Source organism: Uliginosibacterium sp. H1 (assembly GCF_036017065.1).
Classification (GTDB): Bacteria; Pseudomonadota; Gammaproteobacteria; order Burkholderiales; family Rhodocyclaceae; genus Uliginosibacterium.
Genome location: NZ_JAYXHR010000002.1, coordinates 79710 through 105423, shown reverse-complemented (window position 1 = coordinate 105423; position 25714 = coordinate 79710). Strand labels below are relative to the sequence as shown.

Here is a 25714-nt window from a genome sequence, read left to right as displayed (position 1 = left end):
AAGAACTTGCGGATCTGCCGAATCGTGCTATTAATTACTGACCGGTCAGTCAGTAATTGGTTTTGCCCATGCCTCCTGAACCTCTTCCGAACCCCGACGAACCGCGCCGCCGCCGCAAGGAGGCCCGCCCGGGCGAACTGGTGGCCGCCGCCCTCGACGTCTTCGTGGAGCGTGGCTTCGCCGCCGCACGGCTGGACGAGATCGCGGCCCGGGCCGGCGTTTCGAAGGGCACCCTGTACCTGTATTTCGAAAGCAAGGAAGCGCTGTTCAAGGCCGTGGTGCAGGAGGCCATCGTGCCGCGCATTGCCGAGGGCGAGGCGATGGTGGCCAGCCTGGACATGGCGCCCGAACCCCTGTTGCGCGAGCTGCTGCTGGGCTGGTGGGAGGTGGTGGCCAATTCCAAGCTGTCGGGCATCCCGAAGCTGGTGATCGGCGAAGCGGCTAACTTTCCCGAGGTGGCGCAGTTCTATTTCGACAACGTGGTGCAGCGCGGCCGTGCGCTGCTGGTGTCGGTGATCGAGCGCGGCATTGCGGAGGGTGCTTTCCGCCCCGGCGACCCGCTGGTGATCTGCCAGCTGGCGCTGTCGCCGATGCTGTTCGCCAGCATGTGGAGCCGCTCGCTGGCCTGTTGCGACCCGGCCGGCATGTCGCCGGATGTGTACTTGCGCACCCATCTCGACCTCTTCCTGACCGGCCTGCGCGCCGAGGCCGGTCGTGCCTCCTTGCCGGTCGTCTGAGCCGTTTTTCCGAACGCCGCATATCCCGTTTTCCCACGTCCACGTTCCACTTCCTGCAATCCCTGCAGACCCGGAGTCCCGCCATGAAGCACGCCGTCCTTGTGTTGTTGCCAAGCCTCCTGCTGGCCGCCTGCAACAAGCCGGAGCCGCCGCCGCCCGCGCCGCGCCCGGTGGTGGTGGTGAAGGCCGGCGACGAGGTTGGACACGGCTTGCGCCTGTACTCCGGCGAGGTGCGCGCGCGCCACGAGGTGGACCTCGGCTTCCGTGTCGGCGGCAAGATCGTCGAGCGCAAGGTGAACGCCGGCGAGGCAGTCAAGCGCGGCCAGTTGCTGGCGCGGCTGGACGCCCAGGACCTGCGCCTTTCCGACAACGCCGCGCGGGCGGCGGTGGCTGCCGCCGAAGCTGACGTCACCCTGGCGCGCGCGGAATTCCAGCGCGCGGAGACGCTGGTGGCCCAGCGCTTCGTATCGGCCAGCGCGGTGGACAGCCGGCGCAACCAGTTGCAGGCGGCCGAGGCACGCCTGCGCCAGGTGCAGGCGCAGGCTGGCGTGCAGGGCAACCAGGTGAGCTACAGCGCGCTGAGCGCCGACCGCGACGGCGTCATCGTGGCCGCGCCGGCCGAGGCCGGCCAAGTGGTGGCCGCCGGCCAGGTGGTGGTGCGGCTGGCCGACCCGCGCGAGCGCGAAATCCTGATCTGGGTGCCGGAGACGCGCATCGCGCAGGTGAAGGTGGGGCAGCCGGCCTTCGTGCGGCCGTGGAATGCGCAGGAGCGTACCTTGCCCGGCACCGTGCGCGAGGTGGCCGCGGCCGCCGACACGACCACCCGTACCTATGCCGTGCGCATCGCCGTGCCCGGTGCCGACGACAGCCTGCCGCTCGGTGCGACGGCCGGCGTGGGCTTCCCGGTGGCCGAGAAGGTCGCCATCACCCTGCCGTTGCCGGCGGTGCAGCGCGCGGCCGGTGGCGCCGGCAGCAGCGGCCCGACCCACGTATGGGTGGTGGGTGCCGACGACACCGCCCAGCCCCGCAAGGTGGAAGTGGCGGCCTGGCGTGACGAGGTGGCGGTCATCGCTGGCGGCGTGCAGCCCGGCGAGCGCGTGGTGGTGGTGGGCGCGCATGCGCTGACTGCCGGCGAGAAGGTGCGGCCGGTGGCGCAGAGCGCACCGGTGGCGCTGGACGTGAAGCGCTGAGCCGGGGGCCGCATCCATGAGCACTCCCCAATCGCAATCCGGGTCCGGAACCGAACCCCGATCCGCTGCCGAAGGTTTCAAGCCCGGGCGTTTCAACATCTCCGACTGGGGCCTGCGCCACCAGACCCTGGTGCTGTTCTTCCTCGTCGTGCTGACCCTCATCGGCCTGGCGGCCTACACGAAGCTGGGGCAGAGCGAGGACCCGCCCTTCACCTTCAAGGTGATGGTGGTGCGCACCAACTGGCCGGGCGCCAGTGCGCTGGAGGTGGAGGCGCAGGTCACCGACAAGGTGGAGAAGAAGCTGCGCGAGATGAACGAGATCGACTTCCTGCGCAGCTACTCGCGTCCGGGCGAGTCGGTGGTGATCGTCATCGTGCGCGATTCGCTGCCGGCGAAAGCCCTGCCGGAAGTCTTCTACCAGGTGCGGAAAAAGATCAGCGACGTGCGCTACACGCTGCCTGCCGGCGTGCAGGGACCGTTCTTCAACGACGAGTTCGGCGACACCTTCGGCAACATCTTCGCGCTGACCGGTGACGGCCTGAGCTACACGGAGCTGAAGCGCTACGCTGAGGCGATCCGCCAGGAATTCCAGCGCGTGCCGGACGTGGCCAAGGTGGAGTTCTTCGGCGAGCAGGAGCAGCGCATCTGGGTGGAGTTCTCCATCGTGCGCGCAGCCTCGCTGGGCATCAATCCGCAGGCCTTGCTGCAGGCCGTGGGCGAGCAGAACGTGCAGAGTGCAAGCGGCTACTTCGAGCTGGACCAGGAGCGCATCTACATCCGCCCCTCCGGTGCGTACAAGACGCTGGACGACCTCCGCAACCTGGTGATCCGTGCCGGCGGGCGCAGCTTCAAGCTGGGCGACGTGGCCGAGGTGCGGCGTGGCTACATCGATCCGCCGCGCGACAAGATGCGCTTCATGGGCCGCGAGGCGCTGGGCATCGGCCTGTCGATGCGCGAAGGCGGCGACATCGTGGCCCTGGGCAAGCACCTGGACGAAGCGGTGGCGCGCATCGAGGCGCAGCTGCCGGTCGGCGTGCAGCTGGACCGCGTGGCCGACCAGCCGCGCGCGGTGCAGGACTCGGTGACCGAGTTCGCCCGCTCGCTGGCCGAGGCGGTCATCATCGTGCTGGCGGTGAGCCTGCTGTCGCTGGGCCTGCGCACCGGGATCGTGGTGGCGATCTCCATCCCCGTGGTGCTGGCCATCACCTTCCTGTGCATGAAGCAGTTCGGCATCGGCCTGCACAAGATCTCGCTGGGCGCGCTGGTGATGGCGCTGGGCCTGCTGGTGGATGACGCCATCATCGCGGTGGAGATGATGGCCACCAAGATGGAGCAGGGCTGGGACCGTGCCAAGGCAGCGAGCTTCGCCTTCACTTCCACCGCCATGCCGATGCTGTCCGGCACGCTGGTGACGGCCGCCGGCTTCCTGCCGATCGCCACCGCGGCGTCGTCGACCGGCGAATATACGCGGTCGATCTTCCAGGTGACGGTCATCGCGCTGCTGATCTCGTGGGTCGCGGCAGTGCTGTTCGTGCCCTATCTCGGCTTCCACCTGTTGCCGGACTTCCGTGCGCAGAGCAGCAAGCGCTCCTGGTTCAACCGCCAGCTGGCGCGGGTGGCGCCCAGCCTCGCCGACAGGATGCAGGCGCGGGCCCATCCCGCCGTGCATGACGACGACGCGATCTACCACACGCCCTTCTATCGCCGCTTCCGTCACACCGTGGCCTGGTGCGTGAAGCACCGCTGGATCGTCATCGCCGCGACGCTGGTGTGTTTTGCCGTATCGATCTGGGGCTTCCGCTTCGTGCCGCAGCAGTTCTTCCCGGATTCCACCCGCCCTGAATTGCTGGTGGACCTGCGCCTGCAGCAGGGCGCGTCCTACTCGGCCGTCGAGGACACGGTGAAGCGCCTGGAGGCCGTGCTGGCGAAGGAGGAGGGCATCGAGAACTACGTGGCGTACGTGGGCACCGGCAGCCCGCGCTTCTACCTGCCGCTGGACCAGCAGTTGCCGCAGGCCAACTTCGCGCAGTTCGTCATCCTCACGCACGACACGGCGGCGCGCGAAAAACTGCGCACTCGACTGATCACGCTGTTCCAGCAGGACTTCGCGGAGTTGCGGGCATCGATCAACCGCCTGGAGAACGGCCCGCCGGTGGGCTTCCCGGTGCAGTACCGGGTGAGCGGGCCGGAGCACGCGGTGATCCAGCGCATCGCCGACGAGGTGGCCGTCGTGCTGCGTGGCAATGCGCAGCTCACCAACGTGCAGAAGGACTGGGAGGAGGACTCCAAGATCGTGCGGGTGCACCTGGACGCCGACAAGGCGCGCCTGGCCGGCCTGTCGCGGGCGGACATCCAGAACGCGCTGCAGTCGGCGGAGAGCGGCATCGTCGCGACGCAGTTCCGCGAGGGCATCGAGACCATCGACGTGGCGGTGCGCGGCCTGCCGCTGGAGCGTTCGCTGGCGCACCTGGCCGACCTGCCGATCCCGGTCGGCACCGGCCGTGGCCTGCCGTTGTCGCAGGTGGCGACGCTGGAATACACCAGCGAGCCCGGCATGATCTGGCGGCGCAACCGCGTGCCCACGGTGAGCGTGCGCGCCAACCTGTACGGCACCATGCAGCCGGCGCAGGTGGTGACGGACCTGAAGCCGGCCATCGACAAAATCACCGCGGGCCTGCCGCTGGGTTATCACCTGGAAACCGGCGGGGCGGTGGAGGAGAGTGCCAAGGGCGGCGCCTCGGTGGCGGCCGGCATGCCACTGTTCATCGTGGTGGTGGTCACCGTGCTGATGCTGCAGTTGCAGAGTTTCTCGCGGGTGGCGATGGTGGTGCTCACCGCGCCGCTGGGCATGGTGGGGGTGACGCTGGCGCTGCTGCTGTTCGGCAAGCCCTTCGGCTTCGTCGCCATGCTGGGCACCATCGCGCTGTCGGGGATGATCATGCGCAACTCGGTGATCCTGATCGACCAGATCGTGCAGGACGAGCGCACTGGCCATTCGCGGGCGCAGGCCATCGTGGAGTCCACCGTGCGGCGTTTCCGCCCCATCATGCTGACCGCGCTGGCGGCCATCCTGGCGATGATTCCGCTGACCCGCAGCGCCTTCTTCGGGCCGATGGCGGTGGCGATCATGGGCGGGCTGGCGGTCGCCACCCTGCTGACCCTGCTGTTCCTGCCGGCCCTGTACGCCGCCTGGTACCGCGTGCCGCAAGGTGACGCGGAGGCGGCGGATGACCACGCAGAGGCGGTTTGACATGGACTGTGGGGTAAAATCGCGCCTCGTCGTTTCAGCCCGGCCGGGCTGTCGCCCCTGCCTGCAAGGATTCACTCATGGACTTTGAACAAGCCCGCTTCAACATGGTCGAGCAGCAGATCCGCACCTGGGAGGTGCTGGATCAGGACGTGCTGGACACGCTGATGGTCGTCAAGCGCGAGTATTTCGTGCCCGAGGCGCACCGCAGCCTGGCCTTCGGCGACATCGAGATTCCCATCGGCAGCGGGCAGGTCATGCTCACCCCGGTGATCGAGGCCAAGGCCCTGCAGGCGCTGGCGCCGAAACACGCCGACAGCGTGCTGGAGGTGGGCTCGGGCTCCGGCTACATGGCCGCGCTTCTGGCCTCGCGCGCCGAGTGGGTGCGCAGCATCGAGATCGATCCCGCGCTGGCCCGCCTGGCCGCCGACAACCTGGCCCGCAACGGCGTGGAGAACGTGATCGTCGAGGAAGGCGATGGCCTGCTGGGCCTGCCGGACCGTGCACCGTTCGACCTCATCCTGTTGTCCGGTGGTGTCCGCGACATTCCGCAAGGCCTGCTGGAGCAACTGAAGGTCGGCGGCCGCCTGTTTGCCTTCGTCGGCAGCGCGCCGGTGATGATCGGCACGCTGGTGACGCGCCGCGCCGAAAACGCCTGGGACAGCGAGAACCTCTTCGACACGCTGGTGCCGATGCTGCGCGAGCCGCAGGCCAGCCAGTTCCGTTTCTGACCTGTTTCTGACCCGTTTCTGACGACCTTTCCGATCGGACTCCCCACGTGATCGAACAACTGACCGCGGCCGAACTGGCTGCCTGGCTGGCCGACGACAAGCGCGAAGCGCCGCAACTGCTGGACGTGCGTGAAGGCTGGGAATTCGAGCGTTGCGCGATTCCCGGCTCCACCCTGATGCCGATGGGCAGCGTGCCGGGCCGCAGCGAGGAGCTGGACCCCGAGCGTCCGCTGGTGTGCATCTGCCACCACGGTGGCCGCAGCATGCAGGTCGCCATGTTCCTGGCGCAGCGTGGCTTCACCAGAGTGAGCAATCTTTCCGGTGGCGTCCATGCCTGGGCACTACAGGTCGATCCTCAGATGCCGACATACTGAAGCACTGCCATAGAGCCTATTAGAGCCAAGCCACTCATGAAAACGGGACCCTCGATGAAGCGCTGTACCGGATTGCTGCTCGGCGCGTTTGCCGCATTTGGCACACTCGCCACCACTGGCGCCCAGGCTGCCGACCTGCTGGACATCTACCGCGAGGCGGTGAGCAACGACGCGCAGTACGCCGCGGCGCGCGCCCAGCTGGAAGCCGGCAAGGAGAAGCTGCCGCAGGGCCGCTCCGGCCTGTTGCCCAACATCGGCCTCAGCGCCGGCACCAGCTACAACATGGTCGACGCCGACCGGCCGATCAATCTGGAGCGCGACTACAACAGCAACAGCTACCAGCTGCGCCTGACGCAGCCGCTGTTCCGCTGGCAGAACTGGGTGGCCTACCGCCAGGGCGAGATCCAGGTGGGCATTGCCGAGGCGCAGTTCCTGCAGGCCAAGAGCGACCTCATCGTGCGGACCTCGCAGGCTTATTTCGACGTGCTCTACGCCGAAGACGTGCTGAGCGCCGTCTCCGCGCTGAAGACCGCTAACTCCGAGCAGCTGGGTCTGGCGAAGAAGAGTTTCGAAGTGGGCACCGTCACCATCACCGACGTGAACGAAGCCCAGTCCCGCTACGACCTGACTGCCGCGCAGGAAATCGCCGCCCAGGCCGACCTGGAGATCAAGCGCAACGCGCTGCGCGTGCTGACCGGCCGCGACCCGGAGGTGCTGGCCAAGCTGCGCGAAGGCGTCCAGCTCATCTCGCCGCAGCCGTCCGACCTGGAGTCCTGGGTGCGCGCCGCCGAGCAGAGCAACCCCAACGTGCAGGCGCAGAACCTGTCCGCCGAATTCGCCAAGCGTGAAGTGGAGCGCAGCCGCGCCGGCCATCTGCCGACGCTGGACCTGGTGGCGAGCAATGGCCGCAACCATGCCTCCGGCAGCGTGAGCGGCCAGGAGTCGCTGTCGCGCAGCAATGTCGTGGGCCTGGAACTGCAGTTGCCGATCTACCAGGGCGGCGCCACCCAGTCGCGCGTGCGCGAAGCGTCGGCGCTGTACGACAAGGCCCGCTCCGACCTCGAGAACGTGCGTCGCAACGCCGCCCAGCTGGCCCGCCAGTCCTACCTCGGCACCACCAGCGGCATCGCCCAGGTGAAGGGTTACGAGGCCGCGATGGTTTCCGGCCGCAGCTCGCTGGAATCCAACAAGCTGGGCTACGAAGTGGGCGTGCGCATCAACATCGACGTGCTGAACGCCCAGACCCAGCTCGCCGACACCTACGCCAAGCTGCAGAAGGCGCGTTACGACGCGATCATCGCGCAGCTGCGCCTGAAGTCCGCTGCCGGCTCGCTGGCAGAGCCGGATGTGGAACAGGTGAATACGCTGTTGAACCGCTGAGCAGCGGCTCACGGATGAAAAAGGGCGGCCAGTGGCCGCCCTTTTTCATCCGGCCGGCAGCCCCGCGTCACCAGCCCATCACGTCCTTGATCGCGTCGATGGTGCGTCGCGTGGCGCCGCGGTGGGCGGCGGCGAAGGCGAGGCCGGCGTCGCGCATCTTGGTCTTGCGGGACGGCGTGTCGAGCAGGCGCTGCGAGGCTTTCAGCGCGACATCCACGTCCGGGCAACTGCGCGCGGCACCGGCGGCGATGGCGCCCTCGGTGGCTTCCGCGAAATTGAAGGTATGCGGGCCGATCAGCAGAGGCGTGCCGACCGCGCAGGCCTCGATCAGGTTGTGCGCGCCAAAAGGCAGCCAGCTGCCTCCCATCAACGCGGCGTCCGCCATGCGGTAGTAGGCGAGCATCTCGCCCATGCTGTCGCCCAGCCAGACCCGCACGCCGGCGCCGATGGCGTGCTCGCCGGCACTGCGGCGGGCCAGCGTCAGACCGTTGCGTTCCACCAGTTGCGCGACTTCATCGAAGCGCTGCGGGTGGCGCGGCACCAGTACCAGCAGCACCTCGGCCCGGCAGTGACGGGCGAAGGCTTCCAGCAGCAGGGCCTCTTCGCCTTCGCGGGTGCTGGCGGCGAGCAGGATGGGTCGGTTGCCGGCGAGGGCGCGGAAGCGCTCGCCCAGTGCCAGCTTGTCCTCGTCCAGGCGCAGGTCGAATTTCATGTTGCCGCACACCTGCACGTAGCCCGCACCCAGGCTGCGCAGGCGCTCCGCGTCGGCCTCGCTCTGGGCGAGGATGCGGGTGAAAGCCGCGAAGGCCGGCCGTGCGAGGGCGCCGATGCGCCGGTAACCGCGGGCGGAGCGTTCCGACAGGCGTGCGTTCACCAGCACGGTGGGAATGTTCTCGGCCAGCGTGGCGGCCATCAGGTTCGGCCACACCTCGGTTTCCATGACGATGCCCAGCGCAGGACGGGTGGTGCGCAGGAAGCGCCGCACGCACCAGGGCAGGTCGTAGGGCAGGTAGCGGCTCTCCACCCGCAGTTCCTTGCCGAACAGCTCGCGCGCCGTGGCGCGGCCGGTGGGCGTCATGTGGGTGAGCAGGATGCGGTGCCCGGGGTAGTGTTCCAGCAGGGCGCGCACCAGCGGCTGCGCAGCGCGGGTTTCACCGACGGATACGCTGTGCAGCCAGATGCAGGGGTCGGCATGCGGCCAGCCACCGAGGCCGAAGCGCTCGCCGACGTGCTGCAGGTACTCGGGCTGTCTGCGTGAACGCCACAGCAGGCGCAAGCCCACCAGTGGCAGGGCCAGCAGCCATAGCAGGGTGTAGAGGGCGCGCAGGGCGAAGTCCATGGTGCGTGGCGGGCGGGTCAGGCGATGGCCGGTTCGGTCAGCGCGTGCAAGGTGGCCGATACCTCTTCAGGGGACGGGCATTGTCCCTGACCGCCGAGGTTGATGGCTTCGCGACCGGCATGAACGCCGACCAGCCCCGGATCGGTGGCGAGGTACAGCGCCACCGTCGGGCGCGCCAGCGCGGCGGCGAGATGGGTCAGGCCGGTGTCGACGCCGACCACGCCGCGCGCCCCGGCGATGACGGTGGCCAGCTCCGCCACGCTGCTGCGCGGGGCTGCGACGGCGTCCGGGATGGCGGCCGCCAGCCGTGCGGCGCGTTCCAGTTCGGCCGGGCTGCCGGCGGGCAACACGCTGCGCAGGCCACGCGCGTGCAGGGACTGGCCAAGTTCCACCCAGTGCGCCTCGGGCCACAGCTTGTCGTCGCGGCTGGTGGCGGACAGCAGCACGGCGTAGGGGCTTTCGGGCAGCCAGGCGGGGGCAGGCGCCGTGGCGTGCAGGCCGTAGCGTAGCGGCATGTCCAGCGGGTAGTCGCAGGCCGCGGCGGCCAGCCAGCGGTTGCGGTCCACCGCGTGGGCGGTCTTGGGGATGGCGAAGTGACAGTCGTAGGCCCAGGCCGCCAGCGGCTCGCGCGCGGACTCGCGGGCGTGGCCACAGCGCAGGCCCTGGGCGAGGCGGGTGATCACGGCGCTCTTCACCAGGCCCTGGGTGTCGATCACCATGTCGTAGTAATCCTGTCGCAGACTGCGCAGGAAGCTGCGCATCTCCGCCCAGGCCTCCCGCTGGCGCAGGCCCTTGCGCCAGCGCCGGATCGCCACCGGAATGACCCGGCGCACCGCGGGGTGCAGGCGCGGGATGTCGGCGAAGCCCTCCTCCACCACCCAGTCGATCGCCACTTCGGGCATGGCCCGGCGCAGGTCGGAGACCACCGGCAGGTTGTGGATGACGTCACCCAGGGACGATGTCTTGACGAGCAGGATGGAGCGCATGAACGGGCAGGTGACAGGTGTCGCAGCCGGATTGCAGGGTGGGTGGCGTAAAATGCGGGCCGTCGATTATAGCCAGCCCCTCATGTCTGCCAGCCTTGCCACCGCCGCTGCAACCGGCCGCCTGCCGGTTTCTGCCGTGCTGATCACGCGTGACTGCGCGCACCAGTTGCCGGACACGCTGGCGGCCCTGGCGTTCTGCGACGAGATCGTAGTGGTGGATTCCGGCAGTCAGGACGACACGGTGGCGGTCGCCAGAGCGCAGGGCGCGCGCGTCCTGCAGGAGCCATGGCGCGGCTTCGGCCCGCAGCGGCAGTTCGCCATCGAGCAGGCGCGTCACGACTGGGTGCTGTGCATCGATGCGGGCGAGGTGGTGACCCCGGCCTTGCGTGCCAGCATCGAGGCGGCCGTGCATGCACCGACCTTCACCGCCTTTGAATTCGCGCGGCTCAGCAGTTTCATGGGGCGTGAGCTGCGCCATGGCGAGGCCTACCCCGCCTACGCAGTGCGCTTCTTCGACCGGCGCGTGGCGCGCTGGAGCGAGGACATCCTTCACGAGAAAGTGCTGTCGCTGCAGCCGGTGGGCCGTCTGTCCGGGGACCTGGCGAGCCGCCCGCGCCCGCTGCCGGAACTGATGGCGCGCCAGAACGAGCTCACCAGCCTGGCTGCCGAGTTGATGATGAAGGAGGGCACCTCGCCGGGGCGCCGCCATCTGCTGCTCAGCCCGGTGTTCCGCTTCATCAAGTACTACGTCATGCGCGGCGGCTTCCTCGACGGCACGGCCGGCTTCGTCTACGCGGTGCTGACTTCCTATTCCTCGTTCTCCAAGTACTCGAAGGCGATCGAGATGGGCCGCGTCAGGAAGATGAGCTGATGCCGTCACTGGGTGTAGCCATCATCACGCGCAACGCGGGGCGGCACTTCGATGCCTGCCTGCGCAGCGTGTCGTGGGCGCAGCGCATCGTGGTGCTCGATTCCGGCAGCACGGACGACACGCTGCAGATCGCCGCCCGCCACGGTGCGGAGATCCATACGTCTACCGACTGGCCAGGATTCGGACCGCAGAAGAACCGCGTGATCGCGCTGTTGGACACCGACTGGATCCTCGCGCTGGACGCCGACGAAGTGGTGCCGGAGGCGCTTGCGACAGAGATCCGCGCGGCGATCGAGCAACCCGTCGCCGACGTCTATGCACTGCCGCGCCTGTCCAGCTATTGCGGGCGCTGGATGAAGCATTCCGGCTGGTACCCGGACCATGTCTCGCGCCTGTTCCGCCGCGGCCGCGCGCGCTATTCGGACGACCTGGTGCATGAACGCCTGTGTCACGAAGGCAGCGCGGTGCGTTTCACGCAGGACCTGCTGCACTATTCCTTCGACGATCTCGGCCAGGTGCTGGAAAAGGTGAACAGCTACTCGTCGGCAGCGGCGGAGCAGCGCCATCGCAAAGGCGCGCGGGCGAGCCTGTCGAAGGCGCTGCTGCACGGTTTCTTCGCCTTCATCCGTACCTACGTGCTGCGTCGTGGCTTCCTCGACGGCCGCGAGGGCCTGATCCTGGCGATCTCCAACGCCGAGGGCACCTACTACCGCTACCTCAAGCTGATGTACCTCCATGAGCGCGGCATTTCTTAGCGTCGTCGTGACGACCTACAACCGGCCGGACGCCCTGGGCGCCGTGCTGGACGCGCTCGCGCGCCAGCAGGACGCTGGTGGCTTCGAGGTGCTGGTCGCCGACGATGGCTCCGGAGCCGAAACCCGCGCCCTGATTGCACGCTTCCAGCAGCGCTTCCCGGTGGCCCTGCATCACGTGTGGCAGGAGGACGACGGTTTCCGCGCGGCCGCTGCGCGCAATGCGGCCGTGGCGCGCTCGCGGGGTAGGTACCTGCTCTTCCTCGACGGCGACTGCGTGCCCCTGCCGGACTTCTGCGCCCGCCATCGCAGGCTGATGGAGCCGGGCTGGTGCGTGGCGGGCAACCGCATCCTGCTCGCCGAAGCCTTCACGCGACAGTTGCTGGCGAGCGAGCGGCCAGCCGACGTGGTGGACTGGGATCTCGCGGCATGGCAGGCGGCCACCGCACGCGGCGACGCCAACAAGGCTACCGCGCTGCGACGCTGGTCGCTGGGGCCGCTGCGCAAGCTCGGCGCCCGTCGCTGGCAACGCGTACGCACCTGCAACCTGGGGGTGTGGCGGCAGGACTTCCTGGCGGTGGACGGATTCGACGAATCCTTCACCGGCTGGGGGTATGAAGATTCCGATTTCGCCGTGCGCCTCATGCGCCATGGTGTGCGCATCAAGGACGGACGTTTTGCGGTGCCCGTGCTGCACCTGTGGCACCGCGAGAACGACCGTCGCAACGAGCCCGAGAACCGGGCGAGACTCAACGAAACCCTCAAGAGCTCCCACATCCGGGCGCGGGCTGGCCTCAGCGCGCACCCGGCTACCTGAACAGGAACCACTCCCGCCATGAAGATTCTCGTTACCGGTGCCGCCGGTTTCATCGGGTCCCACGCATCCCAGGTCTTGCTCGCCCGTGGCGACGAGGTGGTGGGGCTGGACAACCTCAATGACTACTACGATCCGCAGCTCAAGCGCGACCGCCTGGCCCGCCTCAGTGGCAAGCCCGGTTTCCGTTTCGTGCAGCTGGACGTGGCGGACAACGCCGGCATGGCGCGCCTGTTCGCCGAGGAGAAATTCGACCGGGTCATCCACCTGGCGGCGCAGGCGGGCGTGCGCTATTCGCTGGTCAATCCGCAGGCCTACATCGACGCCAACATCGTCGGCTTCACCAACATCCTGGAAGGCTGCCGCCATAACCAGGTCGGCCACCTCGTGTATGCCTCCAGCTCCAGCGTGTATGGCGGCAACACCAACATGCCGTTCTCGGAAGGCGACAGCGTCGACCACCCGGTGAGCCTGTACGCGGCGACCAAGAAGGCCAACGAGCTGATGGCTCATACCTACAGCCATCTCTTCAACATTCCCACGACGGGCCTGCGCTTCTTCACGGTGTATGGCCCCTGGGGACGGCCGGACATGGCGCTGTTCCTGTTCACCAAGGCGATGCTGGAAGGTCGCGCCATCGACGTGTTCAATCACGGCAAGATGCAGCGCGACTTCACCTACATCGACGACATCGTGGATGGTGTCATCGCGACCCTGGATCGCCCGGCGCAGGCGGACGCCACCTTCGACAAGCACAAGCCGGCACCTGACCGTTCCTGGGCGCCGTTCCGCGTGTTCAACATCGGCAACCAGGGGCCGGTGGAACTGATGCGTTTCATCGAGGCGATCGAGAAAGCGCTGGGTATCGAAGCGACGAAGAACCTGCTGCCGATCCAGCCCGGTGACGTGCCCGCCACCTACGCCGACGTGTCGGCGCTGACCGAGTGGACCGGCCTCAAGCCCGGCACCAGCATCGAGGACGGCGTGGCCCGTTTCGTGGCGTGGTATCGCGACTACTACAAGGTGTGAGCGACATGGCCAAGAGCATCTATCTGGTGGCGGGCGCACGGCCCAACTTCATGAAGATCGCACCCATCGTACGTGCGCTGCAGGCGCGCGCCGATGCGTTCAGTTACAAGATCGTCCACACCGGCCAGCACTACGACCGGGACATGAGCGACGTGTTCTTCGAGGAGCTGGGCATCCCGCAGCCGGACCATCACCTGGAGTGCGGCGGCGGCAGCCATGCCGAGCAGACCGCGAAGATCATGGTGGCCTTCGAGCAGATCTGCGTGACCGAGCGCCCCGACGTGGTGCTCGTGGTGGGTGACGTGAACTCCACGCTGGCCTGTTCCATCGTCGCCAAGAAACTGCACATTCCCGTCGCCCACGTCGAAGCCGGATTGCGCAGTGGCGACATGACGATGCCCGAGGAGATCAACCGGCTGGTGACCGACAGCATCACCGACTGGTTCTTCTGCACCGAGCCGGCCGGCGTCGACAACCTGGTGCGCGAGGGCAAGTCGAAGGACGCGATCTTTCACGTCGGCCACGTGATGGTCGACAACCTCTTCTACCAGGCCGATCAACTGCAGCGCGCCGACCGCGCCGGTTTCGTGTCGGAGCCGCTCAAGCAGCAACTCGGCCGCTATGGCGTGGTGACCCTGCACCGCCCCAGCAACGTGGACGATGAGGCCACCCTGCGGGGACTGGCGGGGGCGCTGAGGACCATCGCCCAGGACATGCCGCTGGTCTTTCCGGTGCATCCGCGCACGCGCGGCAACCTGGAACGTTTCGGCCTCGATCTCGGCGCGAACATCCACCTCACCAGACCGCTGTCCTACATGGATTTCCTGAACCTGTGGAAGGACGCTGCGCTGATCCTCACCGACAGCGGTGGCCTGCAGGAAGAGACCACGGCGATGGGCATTCCCTGCCTGACGCTGCGCGAGAATACGGAGCGCCCGGTGACGCTGGACGAAGGTACCAACACCCTGGTGGGCACCGATCCCCATGCCATACTGCAAGAGGCTGCCCGCGTCATCGCCGGCCAGGGCAAGCAAGGCCGCCGCCCGGAATTGTGGGACGGCGCAGCCGCCACGCGCATCGTCGCGCAACTAGAAAAACAGATCCTCTAACTCCCTCTCGGTCAGACAATCATGAGCATTCTCGTAACGGGCGGTGCCGGATTCATCGGCAGTAATTTCGTGCTGGACTGGTTGCGCGAGCGCGACGAGCCGGTCATCAACCTCGACAAGCTGACTTACGCCGGCAACCCCGAGAACCTGAAGAGCCTGGACGGCGACACGCGTCATGTCTTCGTGCAGGGCGACATCTGCGATCGCGGGTTGATCGATCGTCTGCTGGCCGAACACAAGCCGCGCGCCATCGTGCACTTTGCTGCGGAGTCGCACGTGGACCGCAGCATCCACGGGCCGGGTGAATTCCTGCGCACCAACATCGATGGCACGTTCACGTTGCTGGAGGCCGCGCGGGCCTACTGGAACGGATTGGCGGGAGATGCGAAAACCGGCTTCCGTTTCCATCACGTCAGCACCGACGAGGTGTATGGCTCGCTGAAGCCCAGCGATCCGCCCTTCACCGAAACCAACCCCTACGAACCGAACAGTCCGTACTCAGCCAGCAAGGCGGCCAGCGATCATCTGGTCCGCGCCTGGCATCACACCTACGGCCTGCCGGTGACCACCAGCAACTGCTCCAACAACTACGGGCCCTATCACTTCCCCGAGAAGCTGATCCCGCTGATGATCGCCAACGCGCTGGCCGGCAAGTCCCTGCCCATCTACGGTGATGGCCAGCAGGTCCGCGACTGGCTGTACGTCACCGACCACTGCAGCGCCATCCGCGCCGTGCTGGACAAGGGCAAGGTCGGCGAGGTGTACAACGTCGGCGGCTGGAACGAGAAGCCGAACATCGAGATCGTGAATACGCTGATCAAGCTGCTCAACGAGTTCTCGCCGCGTGCCGACGGCAAGTCCTACAGCGAGCAGATCGCCTACGTTACAGACCGCCCCGGTCACGACCGTCGCTATGCCATCGACGCCCGCAAGATCGAACGGGAACTCGGCTGGCGCCCCGCCGAGACTTTCGAGACCGGCATCCGCAAGACGGTGCAGTGGTACCTGTCCAATCAGGACTGGGTGCGCAACGTCCAGAGCGGCGCCTACCGTGAATGGCTGGACAAGAACTACGCAGATCGCTCGGTGCCGGCATGAAGATCCTGCTGCTTGGCAAGAACGGGCAAGTGGGCTGGGAGCTGCAGCGCTCGCTGGCGCCGCTGGGTGAGGTCGTCGCGCTTTCCAGCAAGAGCGCGGATTTCCGCGGTGATCTCACGGACCTGGACGGCCTGGCCGAGACTGTGCGCGCCGTACGCCCCGACGTGATCGTGAATGCGGCGGCACATACCGCCGTCGACAAGGCAGAGAGCGAAGCCGATCTCGCCAGGACGGTCAATGCGCTCGCGCCGGAAGTGCTGGCAGTGGAGGCGGGCAGGCTCGGGGCACTGCTGGTCCACTATTCGACGGACTACGTGTTTGACGGTTCTGGCGACCATGCCCGCTCCGAGGCGGCAGAGACGGGCCCGTTGAGCGTGTATGGAAAAACCAAGCTCGAGGGCGAGCAACGGATTGCAGCCACCGGTTGCAATCACCTGATCTTCCGCACCAGCTGGGTGTTTGCCGCAAGGGGCGGCAACTTCGCGAAGACCATGTTGAGGCTCGGCGCAGAACGGGAGGTCCTCAACGTCATCAACGACCAGATAGGCGCACCGACCGGCGCCGATCTGATTGCTGATGTGAGCGCTCACGCGATCCGCCGCTTCATTCCAGAACTGGCCGGGGTCTATCACCTCGTCGCGGCTGGAGAGACGAGTTGGTACGACTACGCTCGCCTGGCATTGGAGACTGCCCGCGAACGCGGTCAGCCGCTCAAGCTGACGCAGATCAATCCCATTGCAACCAGTGCCTACCCTACCCCCGCACGGCGCCCCCTCAACTCCCGACTCGATACCTCCAGGCTTCGCGAAGCGTTTGGCCTTTCCCTGCCGCAATGGGAAGCCGGCGTTAGGCGCATGCTCGACGAGACTCTTCCACCGGCAGTTTCAAAGACTTAGTCAACGCATTTGGCCAATCATTATTTGAATGCCTGCCCATGAGGGTAGCTTCAGCGGGATAAGCCTTCCGCATGGCACACGTGTAAAATCCGCCGACTTTTGGGAACTTTCATGAAAACTCGCAAGGGCATCATCCTGGCCGGTGGCTCCGGCACGCGGTTACACCCCATCACGCTGGCCGTTTCGAAGCAGCTGGTGCCTGTGTACGACAAACCGATGATCTACTACCCGCTCTGCGCTCTGCTGCTCGCGGGCATACGGGACATCCTGATCATCTCCACCCCGCAGGACACCCCGCGTTTCCAGCAACTATTGGGTGATGGCCAGAGCTGGGGGGTCAACTTCCAGTACGCCGTGCAGCCAAGTCCGGACGGTCTGGCCCAAGCGTTCATTATCGGTGCGGACTTCGTTGGTGATGCACCGTCCGCCCTCGTGCTGGGCGACAACATTTTTTATGGCCATGACCTGCAGAGCCGCTTGCAGGCTGCCAGTGCACAGGAATCCGGGGCCAGTGTCTTCGCCTACCCCGTTTCCGACCCGGAGCGGTACGGCGTCGTCGAATTCGACGCTAGCGGCCGCGCAATCTCGATTGAGGAAAAGCCGAGGCAGCCAAGGAGTAGGTATGCGGTGACGGGCCTCTATTTTTATGACGATCAAGTGGTTGACGTCGCCCGGAATCTGCGCCCATCGCCTCGTGGCGAGTTGGAAATTACGGACGTGAATCGCGTGTACCTCGAGAGAGGCCAGTTGAATGTGCAGATGATGGGGCGCGGGGATGCGTGGCTTGATACGGGAACTCACGATAGTTTGATCGAGGCGGGCCAGTTTATTCAGACGCTGGAGAAGCGCCAAGGCTTGAAGGTTTGTTGTCCGGAAGAGATTTGCTGGCGCAACGGCTGGATCGATGCTGAACATCTTCAGATGCTGGCTGCGCCACTCGGTAAGAGTGGCTATGGTAAGTACCTTACGTCTCTGCTGGCTTCTGCCGTGTATTGAGCCGTAAGGTGAAGTGCCGGGAGTGCAATCTTGCATCTCGGCGGCGAATTGAATTCACCGCTGACCGGTTGTGTAACAGCAAATTGTGATTTGCACGCTTTAACGGCGCGTCATGTGACGCGAAACGCGTGAATCACTGCAAGGTAAATCATGGTTGATGGATCAGAAGCAGCAATTCTGGGTGGAGCGGTGCCGTCTTTTGAAGGCAAAAAAATATGGGTGACCGGGCACCGCGGAATGCTTGGATCTGCGGTTGTACGCAGCTTGCGGAATGAGAATGCGCAACTGCTACTTACCACGCGCGCTGAACTTGATCTTGTTGATCAAAGTGCCGTCCAGCAATGGATGGAGAAAAACAGGCCGGATCTCATTTTTCACATTGGCGCGAAGGTTGGTGGCATCCACGCCAACGCTACACTTCCGGCGGATTTTCTGCGTGAAAACCTTTTGATCCAAACCAACGTAATTGATGGTGCTAAGCGAACAGGCGCCCAGAAGCTGGTTTTTGTTGCTTCTAACTGCACGTACCCGGCGAAGGCTGAGCAGCCTATCAAGGAAACAGCGCAACTGACGGGAGCGCTCGACGAGAATATTCGTGCTTATGCCGTGAGTAAGATAGCTGGCATTGAGATGTGTCGTGCTTATCGAAAACAGTTTGGTTGTAACTTTGTTGCAGTGATTCCGCCCAATCTATACGGCCCGGGGGACAACTACCACCCTCAGCATAGCCACGTAGTGGCCGGTATTCTGCGACGTGCTCATGAGGCGAAAGAAAGCGGCGCGAAGGAGTTTGTCGTTTGGGGCGACGGAACGCCTCGTCGGGAGTTGTTGCACGTGGATGACCTGGCTGACGCTATGAAATGCGTAATGAGTGCTCCGACCACGCACGATCTTTACAATATTGGTAGCGGACACGATTTGGCAATTTCCGAGATTGCTGACCTTGTTGCCGAAGTCGTCGGCTTCAATGGGAAGATTGTGTATGACAGCACAAAACCCAACGGGACGATGCGCAAACTCTTGGATAGCGGCCGCATTCAATCCTTGGGGTGGGCTCCGAAAGTGAGCGAACGAGCCGGGCTGGTCAGTGCCTATAAGGATTTCTTGCGAAGCGTGGAAGTGGCCGACTCGGGACTTCGTCTGGGCTAGTTAACTAGCGTATGAAAATTCGCAAGGGATTGTTGTTGATATGGAAATTGGTTCTTCTTTGCCCGACAACGCGGTGGGGCGTTTTGCCGTAGTAAAACTCTGGCCTGGTATAAAAACAGCAGAGGATGAATGCATTGCCCGCCTAAAAATTGCCGCAGGAGCCATTGGTGTCGAATGCGTGGAGGTTAATGCAGACGGCAGTTTCATCGATGGTAGCGGTAAGCGGGTGTCGAAAGATATCGTCGATTTTGTAGTTCACCTTCATTACGACACGCCTAAGGCATACGACGCCTTCTCCTTTGTCGCCCTGTGGAATCCGCCGCGCTTCTATCACGAGTGGGGTTATGCGCGTTGTTCGCGTAACCTCACCACGCATGACGACTTCCTGAGTTGCAGCTCTGCGCCGGCCGATGACCATGTCAGGCGCATGGTCCGTAACAAGTCCACCCATCTTCCGCCGTTATTCAATCTCTACCATTCGACTGCAGGCATAGTAGAGCAGCCTTCGCTGGGCGAAGGTAAGCTTTTCTACGCCGGCATCAATTGGGAGGCGATAAACGGGGGAAAGTCCCGACATCAGGAGGTACTCAAGCGCCTCGACAGGACAGGCCTGCTTCGAATCTACGGCCCAGAAATATTTCAGGGTGTCCGGGTGTGGGCGGGCTATGACAGTTACGTCAAGGAGGTGCCGTTCGACGGCGTATCGATGGTGCGAGAGATAGCGAAGACGGGCATTGCCCTTGTCCTTTCCTCTCAGGCACACAAAGACGCAGAACTGATGTCCAACCGGCTGTTCGAAAGCATCGCTGCCGGGGCGTTGGTGATCTGTGACGAAAACCCGTTCGCGCAGAAATTTTTTGGCGATACGTTGCTCTACATCGATGGTCAAGCGCCAGTCGATGACATCGTTGATGCCGTGTGCCGGCATATTGCTTGGGCTAACGAAAATCCTGCCGCTGCAATCGGGCTGGCGCAGAAAGCGCAGGATATTTTTTGCCGCCAGTTCACGTTGATCCGCAGTTTATCTGATTTGTATCGCGGCTTGGCTGATCGTAAGCGGGCCTTGGCGGCTTTGCAGGGCTTCGCATCCTCTGAACTGCGAGTCACCGCTTATTTCCTCATGCCGGAGTACTCGGAAGAGCGGCTGCAGGCTCATATCCAGAGCATCAATAGTCAGGAGTACAAAAACTTCCTCCCTGTTCTCGTTGTGAATAGGGAATCAGAGGAAGAATGGCAGCCTGCGCTGGACCGCGCGATCCAGGCATCGGCCGTCCGCATACAAGTCATGCCTGTTTCATTTTTTGAGCGCGTACCAGCGTCGGGCCGTCAGAAACGAAGACGCGTGGGGCAGGTCATTCTTGATGCGCTTGCGACGGAACCGAGCAGGGACGCTTTCGTCTTTGTCGCGCCTAATGAACGTCTATTCTCTGGTCACATTGCCACGCTGGCCGGCGTACTCCAGCGGGACTCTAGTATCGCGGTGGCAGCAACGGCCGCGCTGCTGTCATCCGATCGGCCTTCGATCCACGAAGTGCACGAACTGCTGGATTTTGGTCACGTCAATCGGGCTGGTCCCACCGGTTACGGCCGTTTCATCTTTCGTGGCTCGGTCGTGCGGGGGGATATTGATCTCGCTCTTCCTTATCTCGACGGCCGTCCGTTGGCCGTGCTGGTTGGTAGGGAAACAATTTTTCAACACGCTGCGGCAAGCATCACCATAGATATACGCCAGGAATATCCCGAACGTACTTGGGACGACGAAGCTGAATCCGCAGTCATTCGCGATTATTGCGGAGGGCTGCCCGCCATCGCACCCGGATTCAATGCCCGGCTCTCCTCCGCAGAAATCCAGATGGTTGCGGCGTCCGCTGCGTCTGCAGGCATGAGTAAAGCCCAGTTCGTCAAAAGGCTCTTCAATTATCGCTGGGTCCGCGTGCAGCTGAATGCGGTCCGTCAGCAAGGCCTTTCCGCGCGCCTCGGCGTACTCCGGCGAAAGTTGGTGCTGTGAATCCTCACGCGCCAGCCCCGATTTCGCCTGCATCGTTGTGGCGCAGTATCTGGAAGAATCGCGGCCTGATCCTGCAAATGATGCGACGGGACATTGCCGGGCGCTATCGGGGCTCGGTGATGGGACTTGCGTGGTCATTCGTCACGCCCGTCATCTTGCTGACGACCTATGCCGTCGTTTTCTCGTTCGTCTTCAACGCGCGCTGGGGTGTCGGCCTCCAGCAAAGCCGCCTTGATTACGCGATGCTGCTTTTTGCCGGAATGATCGTGCACAGCCTTGTTGCCGAGACGATAGTCCGCGCCCCAATGCTCGTCGTGAGCAACGTGAGCTACGTAAAGAAGATTGTCTTCCCGTTGGAAATACTTCCGTTGGTTGCCGTGGGCACGGCCCTGTTTCATGCAGCAATAAGTTTGCTGGTGTTAATGATCGCGATGGCTTTCAGCGTGGGACACCTTCCGGCAAGCGCCTTGCTTTTGCCCTTTGTCTGGGCGCCTCTGGTAGTGCTTGTACTCGGCGCGGCGTGGGCGCTGGCCTCGCTTGGAGTTTTTCTTCGTGACATTGCACAACCTATCGGCCTGTTCATGACTGTGCTGTTGTTTGCCTCCCCGGTTTTTTATCCATTGTCCGCGCTGCCCGCGGCAGTGCAACCGTGGGTGATGCTCAACCCTCTTACATTCGCGATTGAACAGTCGCGCGCGGTCCTGTTGGCCGGACAGGCGCCCTACTGGGGCGGCCTCGTGATTTACAGTCTCGTCGCCGCAGCCTGTGCTTGGTGTGGCTACGCCTGGTTCCAGAAGACACGCAAGGGATTCGCCAATGTCCTCTGATCAGGTGGCCGTAAGCGTGCGCTCTGTATCGAAGCGTTACGACCTGTACGGCAAGCCGAGCGATCAGCTCAGGCAGTACATTTACCCCAGAATCCAGCGCCTGCTCCGCCTTCCTGGCAAGAACTACTACAACGAATTCTGGGCGCTTTCCGATGTTTCTTTTGATATCCGGAAAGGTGAATCATTCGGAATTGTTGGCAGAAACGGTAGCGGCAAGAGCACGTTGCTCCAGATCATCGCGGGCACCTTGAGCCCCACCTCTGGCGAAGTGGCCACGTCAGGCCGCCTCGCCGCGTTGCTCGAGCTTGGTTCCGGGTTCGATCCGGATTTCACCGGACGCGAGAACATCTACATGAACGGCGCCCTCCTGGGCATGACGCGCGAAGAGGTAGACGTGCGTTTCGACGCCATCGCACGCTTCGCGGACATCGGACAGTTTCTGGATCAGCCGCTTAAATCCTATTCGAGCGGGATGGTAGTTCGGCTGGCGGTGGCAGTGCAGACGCAAATCGAACCGGACATCCTCATCATTGACGAGGCGCTTGCCGTGGGCGACGCGCTTTTCCAGAAACGCTGTTTTCGTCAGTTGCAACGCCTGCTCGATAATGGCTGTACGCTGCTATTCGTTTCTCATGATCAGGAGATCGTGAGAAGTCTTACGACGCGAGCCATCTTCCTGAGTCGCGGCGAGACGCAGCTGTGTGGCGCCACACGAGACGTAATGGTTGCCTATCGGGAATCGTTGCAACGTGAAGAGGAAGCCGTCTTTGCCTCTTTGCAAACCGCCATGAAGCCCGTCAGCCCCGGCACAAACGAGGAAGCCGCACGTGGCTCCGAAGAGGTCCAGATCGTCAGTACCCGGGTACTTGACGCGTTCGGCCTAGAGCAGGCGGTTTTCCAGTCGGGCGACTTGATTACCATCGAGATCTCACTTCTTTGCCATGTCGACATCGAAAACCTGAATGTCGCCTTCCGCATCAGGACCAAAGAGGGTGTCAAGGTTTCCACGTGGGGCACGCTCAACGAAGACATGCCGCTTTTTTCCGGCAATGAGCCAGCGACATTCTGGGCGCGTCGCTTCAAGAAGGGAGAGCGGGTCGTCGTGCAGTTCCGTGGGCCATGCGCATTGGGCGGCAATCTTTACGAGGTACAGGCCATCGTCGCGCAGGAATTCGACCGCTACTACGCCGACCAGCGCGTCCTGCACTGGGTGGAGGACGCCGCGCATTTCACCGTCGTGCTCAAGGCAAGGGAGTACGTTTTTGACGGGGTGTGCGACACGGGGCTGCGATGCGTGCGCGACTGGCTCCCGGAACCAAGCGTCATTGATTCATCGTTTTACGACTTCGTTCCGGACGGTCGTGTCAGCGCAACGACGCCGGAGCCGTCCTTGCTAGAGGCCAACAGGGAGGTGCCATGAACGAGACGCTACAATCCGCTGCGGATTCAGCGCGGCTGCTGGAGCTCGTGGACGTGCTTGAGCGCCGTTCGCGCACCACGGAGTCGCTATTGAATATCGCGATAGAACTGCAACAAGTGACCGAAGAGCGTTCACGCAGCAGCGAATCGCTCTTGAACTCACTACTTGAACTGCAGGCCGTGACAGAAGAGCGCTCGCGCACTCTTCTTTTCGAATCTCAGCAGATCCGTCATGCGTTGACTTACCAGCAAGAGTCCTTGCACGCCTGGTATCTCGAAAGCCTCCAAGCGCGGCCGCCAGTTTCGGCCCGGGCCGCGTTACAGTTCGGGCGCCAGTTGCGGCTTGAAACTGACCATCCGATAGCCTCTCACAGTAACGATCATATCCAGCCGGACTCCACGGCCGAAGGCATCTCGCGGCCCGCTGCCTTTGTTCGACATTGTATCGACGTGCTTGGTCGGGACATCCGTTGCCTGGACATCGGGGTGGGGGCGGCCGGGCTGGTGTTTGAGTTCGTAATGCAAGGTATTGCGGCGCTGGGAATCGACGGCTCAGATCATTGTCGCAAAGAGGGTATTGGATACTGGCCGATTCTTCCGGAAAACCTTTTTACTTGCGACATTACAAAGCCATACCGATTTGCTGTACGCGAAACAGGCGCGCCTGTTGCTTTTCAGCTGATTACCTGTTGGGAGGTGATGGAGCACATTGCGGCGAACGACACAAAAGTCGTCTTGTCCCGAATCCGTAGTCTGCTTGCGGACGGCGGCTATTTTGTGGGGTCCATTTCCAGGCTGCGTTATGATGCGCCCGACGGATCTCCTTACCATGTGACGCTAGAGTCGCCGGATTGGTGGCAACATCATTTTAAAGAGGCGGGGCTGCTGATTGTTGATGACCATCCGTTCGATGTTTCCCTGTTTTGTCGGGGAAATGGCCCGCGCTTCCAGGATTTCCACAATTACAGCCGGGATCCTGGCGCGGGGTTCCATTTCGTTGCAAGGGCGAGCAGTTGACCGTTTCCACGGCGCTGCTTCCCTGAAGTACACGAAATCGCGAAGATGTTTGAGAATTTCCCTAAGGTCAACTGAGGCTGGCCGATGAGTTTGTTGGAGAGCATTGCGAGGGACGAAGAGCGGTGCGCCACGACGGGAAAAATTGGCAGGCGTCCCGGATTGTCGTGCAGCGACCGCGTAGGCGATCTGTTGAATGTATCAAGGTAAATAGTCATGATTTTTAGAACCATTTTGTTGGCTCTCTCAGGGCTTCTGCTGGTTGGCTGTGATACCCAGACGCCCGCTGCTGCATCCCTCTTTGATGCCGGTGTGCGGACGGCGGTTGTTCTTACTGAGTGGCCTGGCAAGGTGGCCACAGACGCCGACTTTCCTGTCGGCGTAAGGGTCTTCAATTCCGGAACCGTCCTTATACCTTCACTTCCGGCTGTTTCGGAAAAAGGGAAGCGCGTCGGCGTTTCTTATCATTGGTTTGGAACCGACAATCGACTCGTGCAATGGGATGGTCTTGTGACGAGTCTCGGGAGCGATGTCCGCCCTGGCGGTGATCTGGATGTCGCGCTCAAGGTCCGTGCGCCTGCTGAACCGGGAAGATACATTCTGGAAGTCGATCTGCTACAAACCGGCGTTTTCTGGTTTGCCGGGTCTGGGTCGCAGACTGCCAGAGTCGTTGTTGATGTGAGCGCCGAGCTGCCCTGACTGGATCTGATCTAAAAAAACTGCCTCATGAACCCTACGAGATCCAATAGCAATTTGAAGGTGGCAATTGTCTGTCCTTGTTTCAATGAGGCGGAGGTCCTTCCAATATCAATCCCGCGTCTGCTCGACGTGCTTGATGATCTTATTCTTAACCATGGTTGCGATGCGAAAAGCTACTTGGTGTTCGTTGATGACGGATCGCGCGATGCAACATGGGCCATCGTTGCGGCTGCTGCTGATCAGCACAGCGGTAGAGTTCACGGCATAAAGCTTTCGCGCAACGCCGGGCATCAGAATGCGCTTGTCGCTGGTTTAGGGTATGTGACCGGGCAGTGCGATGTTGCGATCAGTCTGGACGTAGATCTACAGGATGATCTTGCTGCGCTCCCGAGAATGATCGCAGAGTACCGATCTGGTGCTGAAATCGTGCTGGGTGTGAAGGCGAGCAGAGCCTCAGACACATTCTTCAAAAAACTTTCGGCGGCGGGTTTTTATAAAGGCATGCGTTTGATGGGGGTTGATCTCGTCGAGAACCATGCCGATTGCAGGCTCATGTCTGCCAAAGCCTTGGCAAATCTTGAAATGTTTCCGGAGCGAGTCCTTTTTCTACGCGGCTTGCAGCCCCTTCTGCATTCCAAAATATCTACGGTCAGCTATCATCTCAGTGCGAGGCTGGCCGGGGAGAGTAAGTATCCGCTTCGGAAAATGCTGGCTTTGGCTTGGAGTGGCACAACTTCATTCTCGACTGTGCCGCTGCGCTTGATCTCCTGGATGGGAGGTGTGGTTTTTCTCGTTTCGTTTGTTTTTGCGGCGTTCGCCATGTTCAACGCCTTGCGCGGGCATGTTGTCCCCGGTTGGGCGTCCGTCACCATACCTCTGTATCTCCTTGGCGGAGCATTGATGCTCTCTATCGGCATCGTCGGCGAGTATGTTGGGAAGCTTTACCTGGAGGTCAAGGGGCGCCCTCGCTACTTGCTGGATGAGGTGCATTGCGGAAATACGGCAGGCCGGGGTCAGGTTGAATAAGCGTGGACGATACGTGTCGAAAA

The 25714-nt window shown here is 63.2% G+C and carries 23 protein-coding genes; 21 read left to right on the top strand and 2 right to left on the bottom strand.

What is annotated here, in order from left to right; all coding sequences use genetic code 11:
- Positions 1 to 68: 68 nt before the first annotated feature.
- From VVD47_RS09955 to VVD47_RS09930, 6 genes are all read left to right on the top strand, one after another.
- Positions 69 to 737 carry a TetR/AcrR family transcriptional regulator gene (locus VVD47_RS09955; protein WP_327603306.1) on the top strand — a complete coding sequence of 223 codons (669 nt, stop codon included), beginning with the start codon at positions 69 to 71 and terminating at the stop codon, positions 735 to 737.
- A gap of 83 nt (positions 738 to 820) precedes the next feature.
- The gene (locus VVD47_RS09950) at positions 821 to 1927 is read left to right on the top strand and encodes an efflux RND transporter periplasmic adaptor subunit (protein ID WP_327603305.1); all 1107 of its coding nucleotides are present in this window, start codon (positions 821 to 823) and stop codon (positions 1925 to 1927) included.
- A gap of 16 nt (positions 1928 to 1943) precedes the next feature.
- On the top strand, positions 1944 to 5177 hold the full coding sequence (locus VVD47_RS09945) for an efflux RND transporter permease subunit (RefSeq protein ID WP_327603304.1): 3234 nt from the start codon (positions 1944 to 1946) through the stop codon (positions 5175 to 5177).
- Positions 5178 to 5254: 77 nt separating this feature from the next.
- Complete coding sequence (locus VVD47_RS09940) at positions 5255 to 5905, top strand: protein-L-isoaspartate O-methyltransferase family protein (protein ID WP_327603303.1); 651 nt, start codon at positions 5255 to 5257, stop codon at positions 5903 to 5905.
- Between the two features lie 47 nt (positions 5906 to 5952).
- Positions 5953 to 6279 (top strand): rhodanese-like domain-containing protein, encoded by a 327-nt coding sequence (locus VVD47_RS09935; protein ID WP_443080974.1) that lies wholly within the window; start codon positions 5953 to 5955, stop codon positions 6277 to 6279.
- A gap of 54 nt (positions 6280 to 6333) precedes the next feature.
- Positions 6334 to 7659 carry a TolC family outer membrane protein gene (locus tag VVD47_RS09930; protein ID WP_327604635.1) on the top strand — a complete coding sequence of 442 codons (1326 nt, stop codon included), beginning with the start codon at positions 6334 to 6336 and terminating at the stop codon, positions 7657 to 7659.
- Positions 7660 to 7726: 67 nt separating this feature from the next.
- Here the strand turns inward: VVD47_RS09930 and waaA are convergent, their stop codons facing one another.
- Positions 7727 to 8998 (bottom strand): lipid IV(A) 3-deoxy-D-manno-octulosonic acid transferase, encoded by a 1272-nt coding sequence (waaA, locus tag VVD47_RS09925; RefSeq protein WP_327603302.1) that lies wholly within the window; start codon positions 8996 to 8998, stop codon positions 7727 to 7729.
- A gap of 17 nt (positions 8999 to 9015) precedes the next feature.
- A complete protein-coding gene (gene waaC / locus VVD47_RS09920) occupies positions 9016 to 9984 on the bottom strand; it encodes a lipopolysaccharide heptosyltransferase I (protein WP_327603301.1) in 969 nt (322 codons plus the stop codon).
- 82 nt (positions 9985 to 10066) lie between these two features.
- Here waaC and VVD47_RS09915 point away from each other — a divergent pair, with 82 nt between their 5' ends.
- The 15 genes from VVD47_RS09915 (at position 10067) to VVD47_RS09845 (ending at position 25691) form a co-directional block, all read left to right on the top strand.
- The gene (locus VVD47_RS09915; protein WP_327603300.1) at positions 10067 to 10855 is read left to right on the top strand and encodes a glycosyltransferase family 2 protein; all 789 of its coding nucleotides are present in this window, start codon (positions 10067 to 10069) and stop codon (positions 10853 to 10855) included.
- Entirely contained in the window at positions 10855 to 11610 is a 756-nt protein-coding gene (locus tag VVD47_RS09910) for a glycosyltransferase family 2 protein (protein WP_327603299.1), read from the top strand. The genes VVD47_RS09915 and VVD47_RS09910 overlap by 1 nt, the downstream gene beginning before the upstream one ends.
- The gene (locus VVD47_RS09905) at positions 11591 to 12424 is read left to right on the top strand and encodes a glycosyltransferase (protein ID WP_327603298.1); all 834 of its coding nucleotides are present in this window, start codon (positions 11591 to 11593) and stop codon (positions 12422 to 12424) included. The genes VVD47_RS09910 and VVD47_RS09905 overlap by 20 nt, the downstream gene beginning before the upstream one ends.
- Before the next feature lie 18 nt (positions 12425 to 12442).
- Entirely contained in the window at positions 12443 to 13450 is a 1008-nt protein-coding gene (locus VVD47_RS09900; RefSeq protein WP_327603297.1) for an NAD-dependent epimerase, read from the top strand.
- A gap of 5 nt (positions 13451 to 13455) precedes the next feature.
- Positions 13456 to 14559, top strand: coding sequence for a non-hydrolyzing UDP-N-acetylglucosamine 2-epimerase (wecB, locus tag VVD47_RS09895; RefSeq protein WP_327603296.1), 1104 nt, complete (start codon positions 13456 to 13458; stop codon positions 14557 to 14559).
- 21 nt (positions 14560 to 14580) lie between these two features.
- Positions 14581 to 15657, top strand: coding sequence for a dTDP-glucose 4,6-dehydratase (gene rfbB / locus VVD47_RS09890; protein ID WP_327603295.1), 1077 nt, complete (start codon positions 14581 to 14583; stop codon positions 15655 to 15657).
- The gene (gene rfbD, locus VVD47_RS09885; protein WP_327603294.1) at positions 15654 to 16553 is read left to right on the top strand and encodes a dTDP-4-dehydrorhamnose reductase; all 900 of its coding nucleotides are present in this window, start codon (positions 15654 to 15656) and stop codon (positions 16551 to 16553) included. The genes rfbB and rfbD overlap by 4 nt, the downstream gene beginning before the upstream one ends.
- A gap of 111 nt (positions 16554 to 16664) precedes the next feature.
- Entirely contained in the window at positions 16665 to 17549 is an 885-nt protein-coding gene (rfbA, locus tag VVD47_RS09880; protein WP_327603293.1) for a glucose-1-phosphate thymidylyltransferase RfbA, read from the top strand.
- A gap of 150 nt (positions 17550 to 17699) precedes the next feature.
- Positions 17700 to 18698, top strand: a complete 999-nt coding sequence (locus tag VVD47_RS09875; protein WP_327603292.1) for a GDP-L-fucose synthase family protein — start codon at positions 17700 to 17702, stop codon at positions 18696 to 18698.
- A 40-nt stretch (positions 18699 to 18738) separates the two neighbouring features.
- Positions 18739 to 20706 (top strand): glycosyltransferase family protein, encoded by a 1968-nt coding sequence (locus VVD47_RS09870; RefSeq protein ID WP_327603291.1) that lies wholly within the window; start codon positions 18739 to 18741, stop codon positions 20704 to 20706.
- 35 nt (positions 20707 to 20741) lie between these two features.
- Positions 20742 to 21533, top strand: a complete 792-nt coding sequence (locus VVD47_RS09865; protein ID WP_327603290.1) for an ABC transporter permease — start codon at positions 20742 to 20744, stop codon at positions 21531 to 21533.
- On the top strand, positions 21523 to 22953 hold the full coding sequence (locus VVD47_RS09860) for an ABC transporter ATP-binding protein (protein WP_327603289.1): 1431 nt from the start codon (positions 21523 to 21525) through the stop codon (positions 22951 to 22953). The genes VVD47_RS09865 and VVD47_RS09860 overlap by 11 nt, the downstream gene beginning before the upstream one ends.
- Positions 22950 to 23969, top strand: a complete 1020-nt coding sequence (locus VVD47_RS09855; RefSeq protein WP_327603288.1) for a class I SAM-dependent methyltransferase — start codon at positions 22950 to 22952, stop codon at positions 23967 to 23969. Before VVD47_RS09860 ends, VVD47_RS09855 begins: the two co-directional genes overlap by 4 nt.
- 213 nt (positions 23970 to 24182) lie before the next feature.
- Complete coding sequence (locus VVD47_RS09850; protein ID WP_327603287.1) at positions 24183 to 24665, top strand: hypothetical protein; 483 nt, start codon at positions 24183 to 24185, stop codon at positions 24663 to 24665.
- A gap of 27 nt (positions 24666 to 24692) precedes the next feature.
- Positions 24693 to 25691 (top strand): glycosyltransferase family 2 protein, encoded by a 999-nt coding sequence (locus tag VVD47_RS09845; RefSeq protein ID WP_327603286.1) that lies wholly within the window; start codon positions 24693 to 24695, stop codon positions 25689 to 25691.
- The last annotated feature ends 23 nt before the right edge of the window (positions 25692 to 25714 follow it).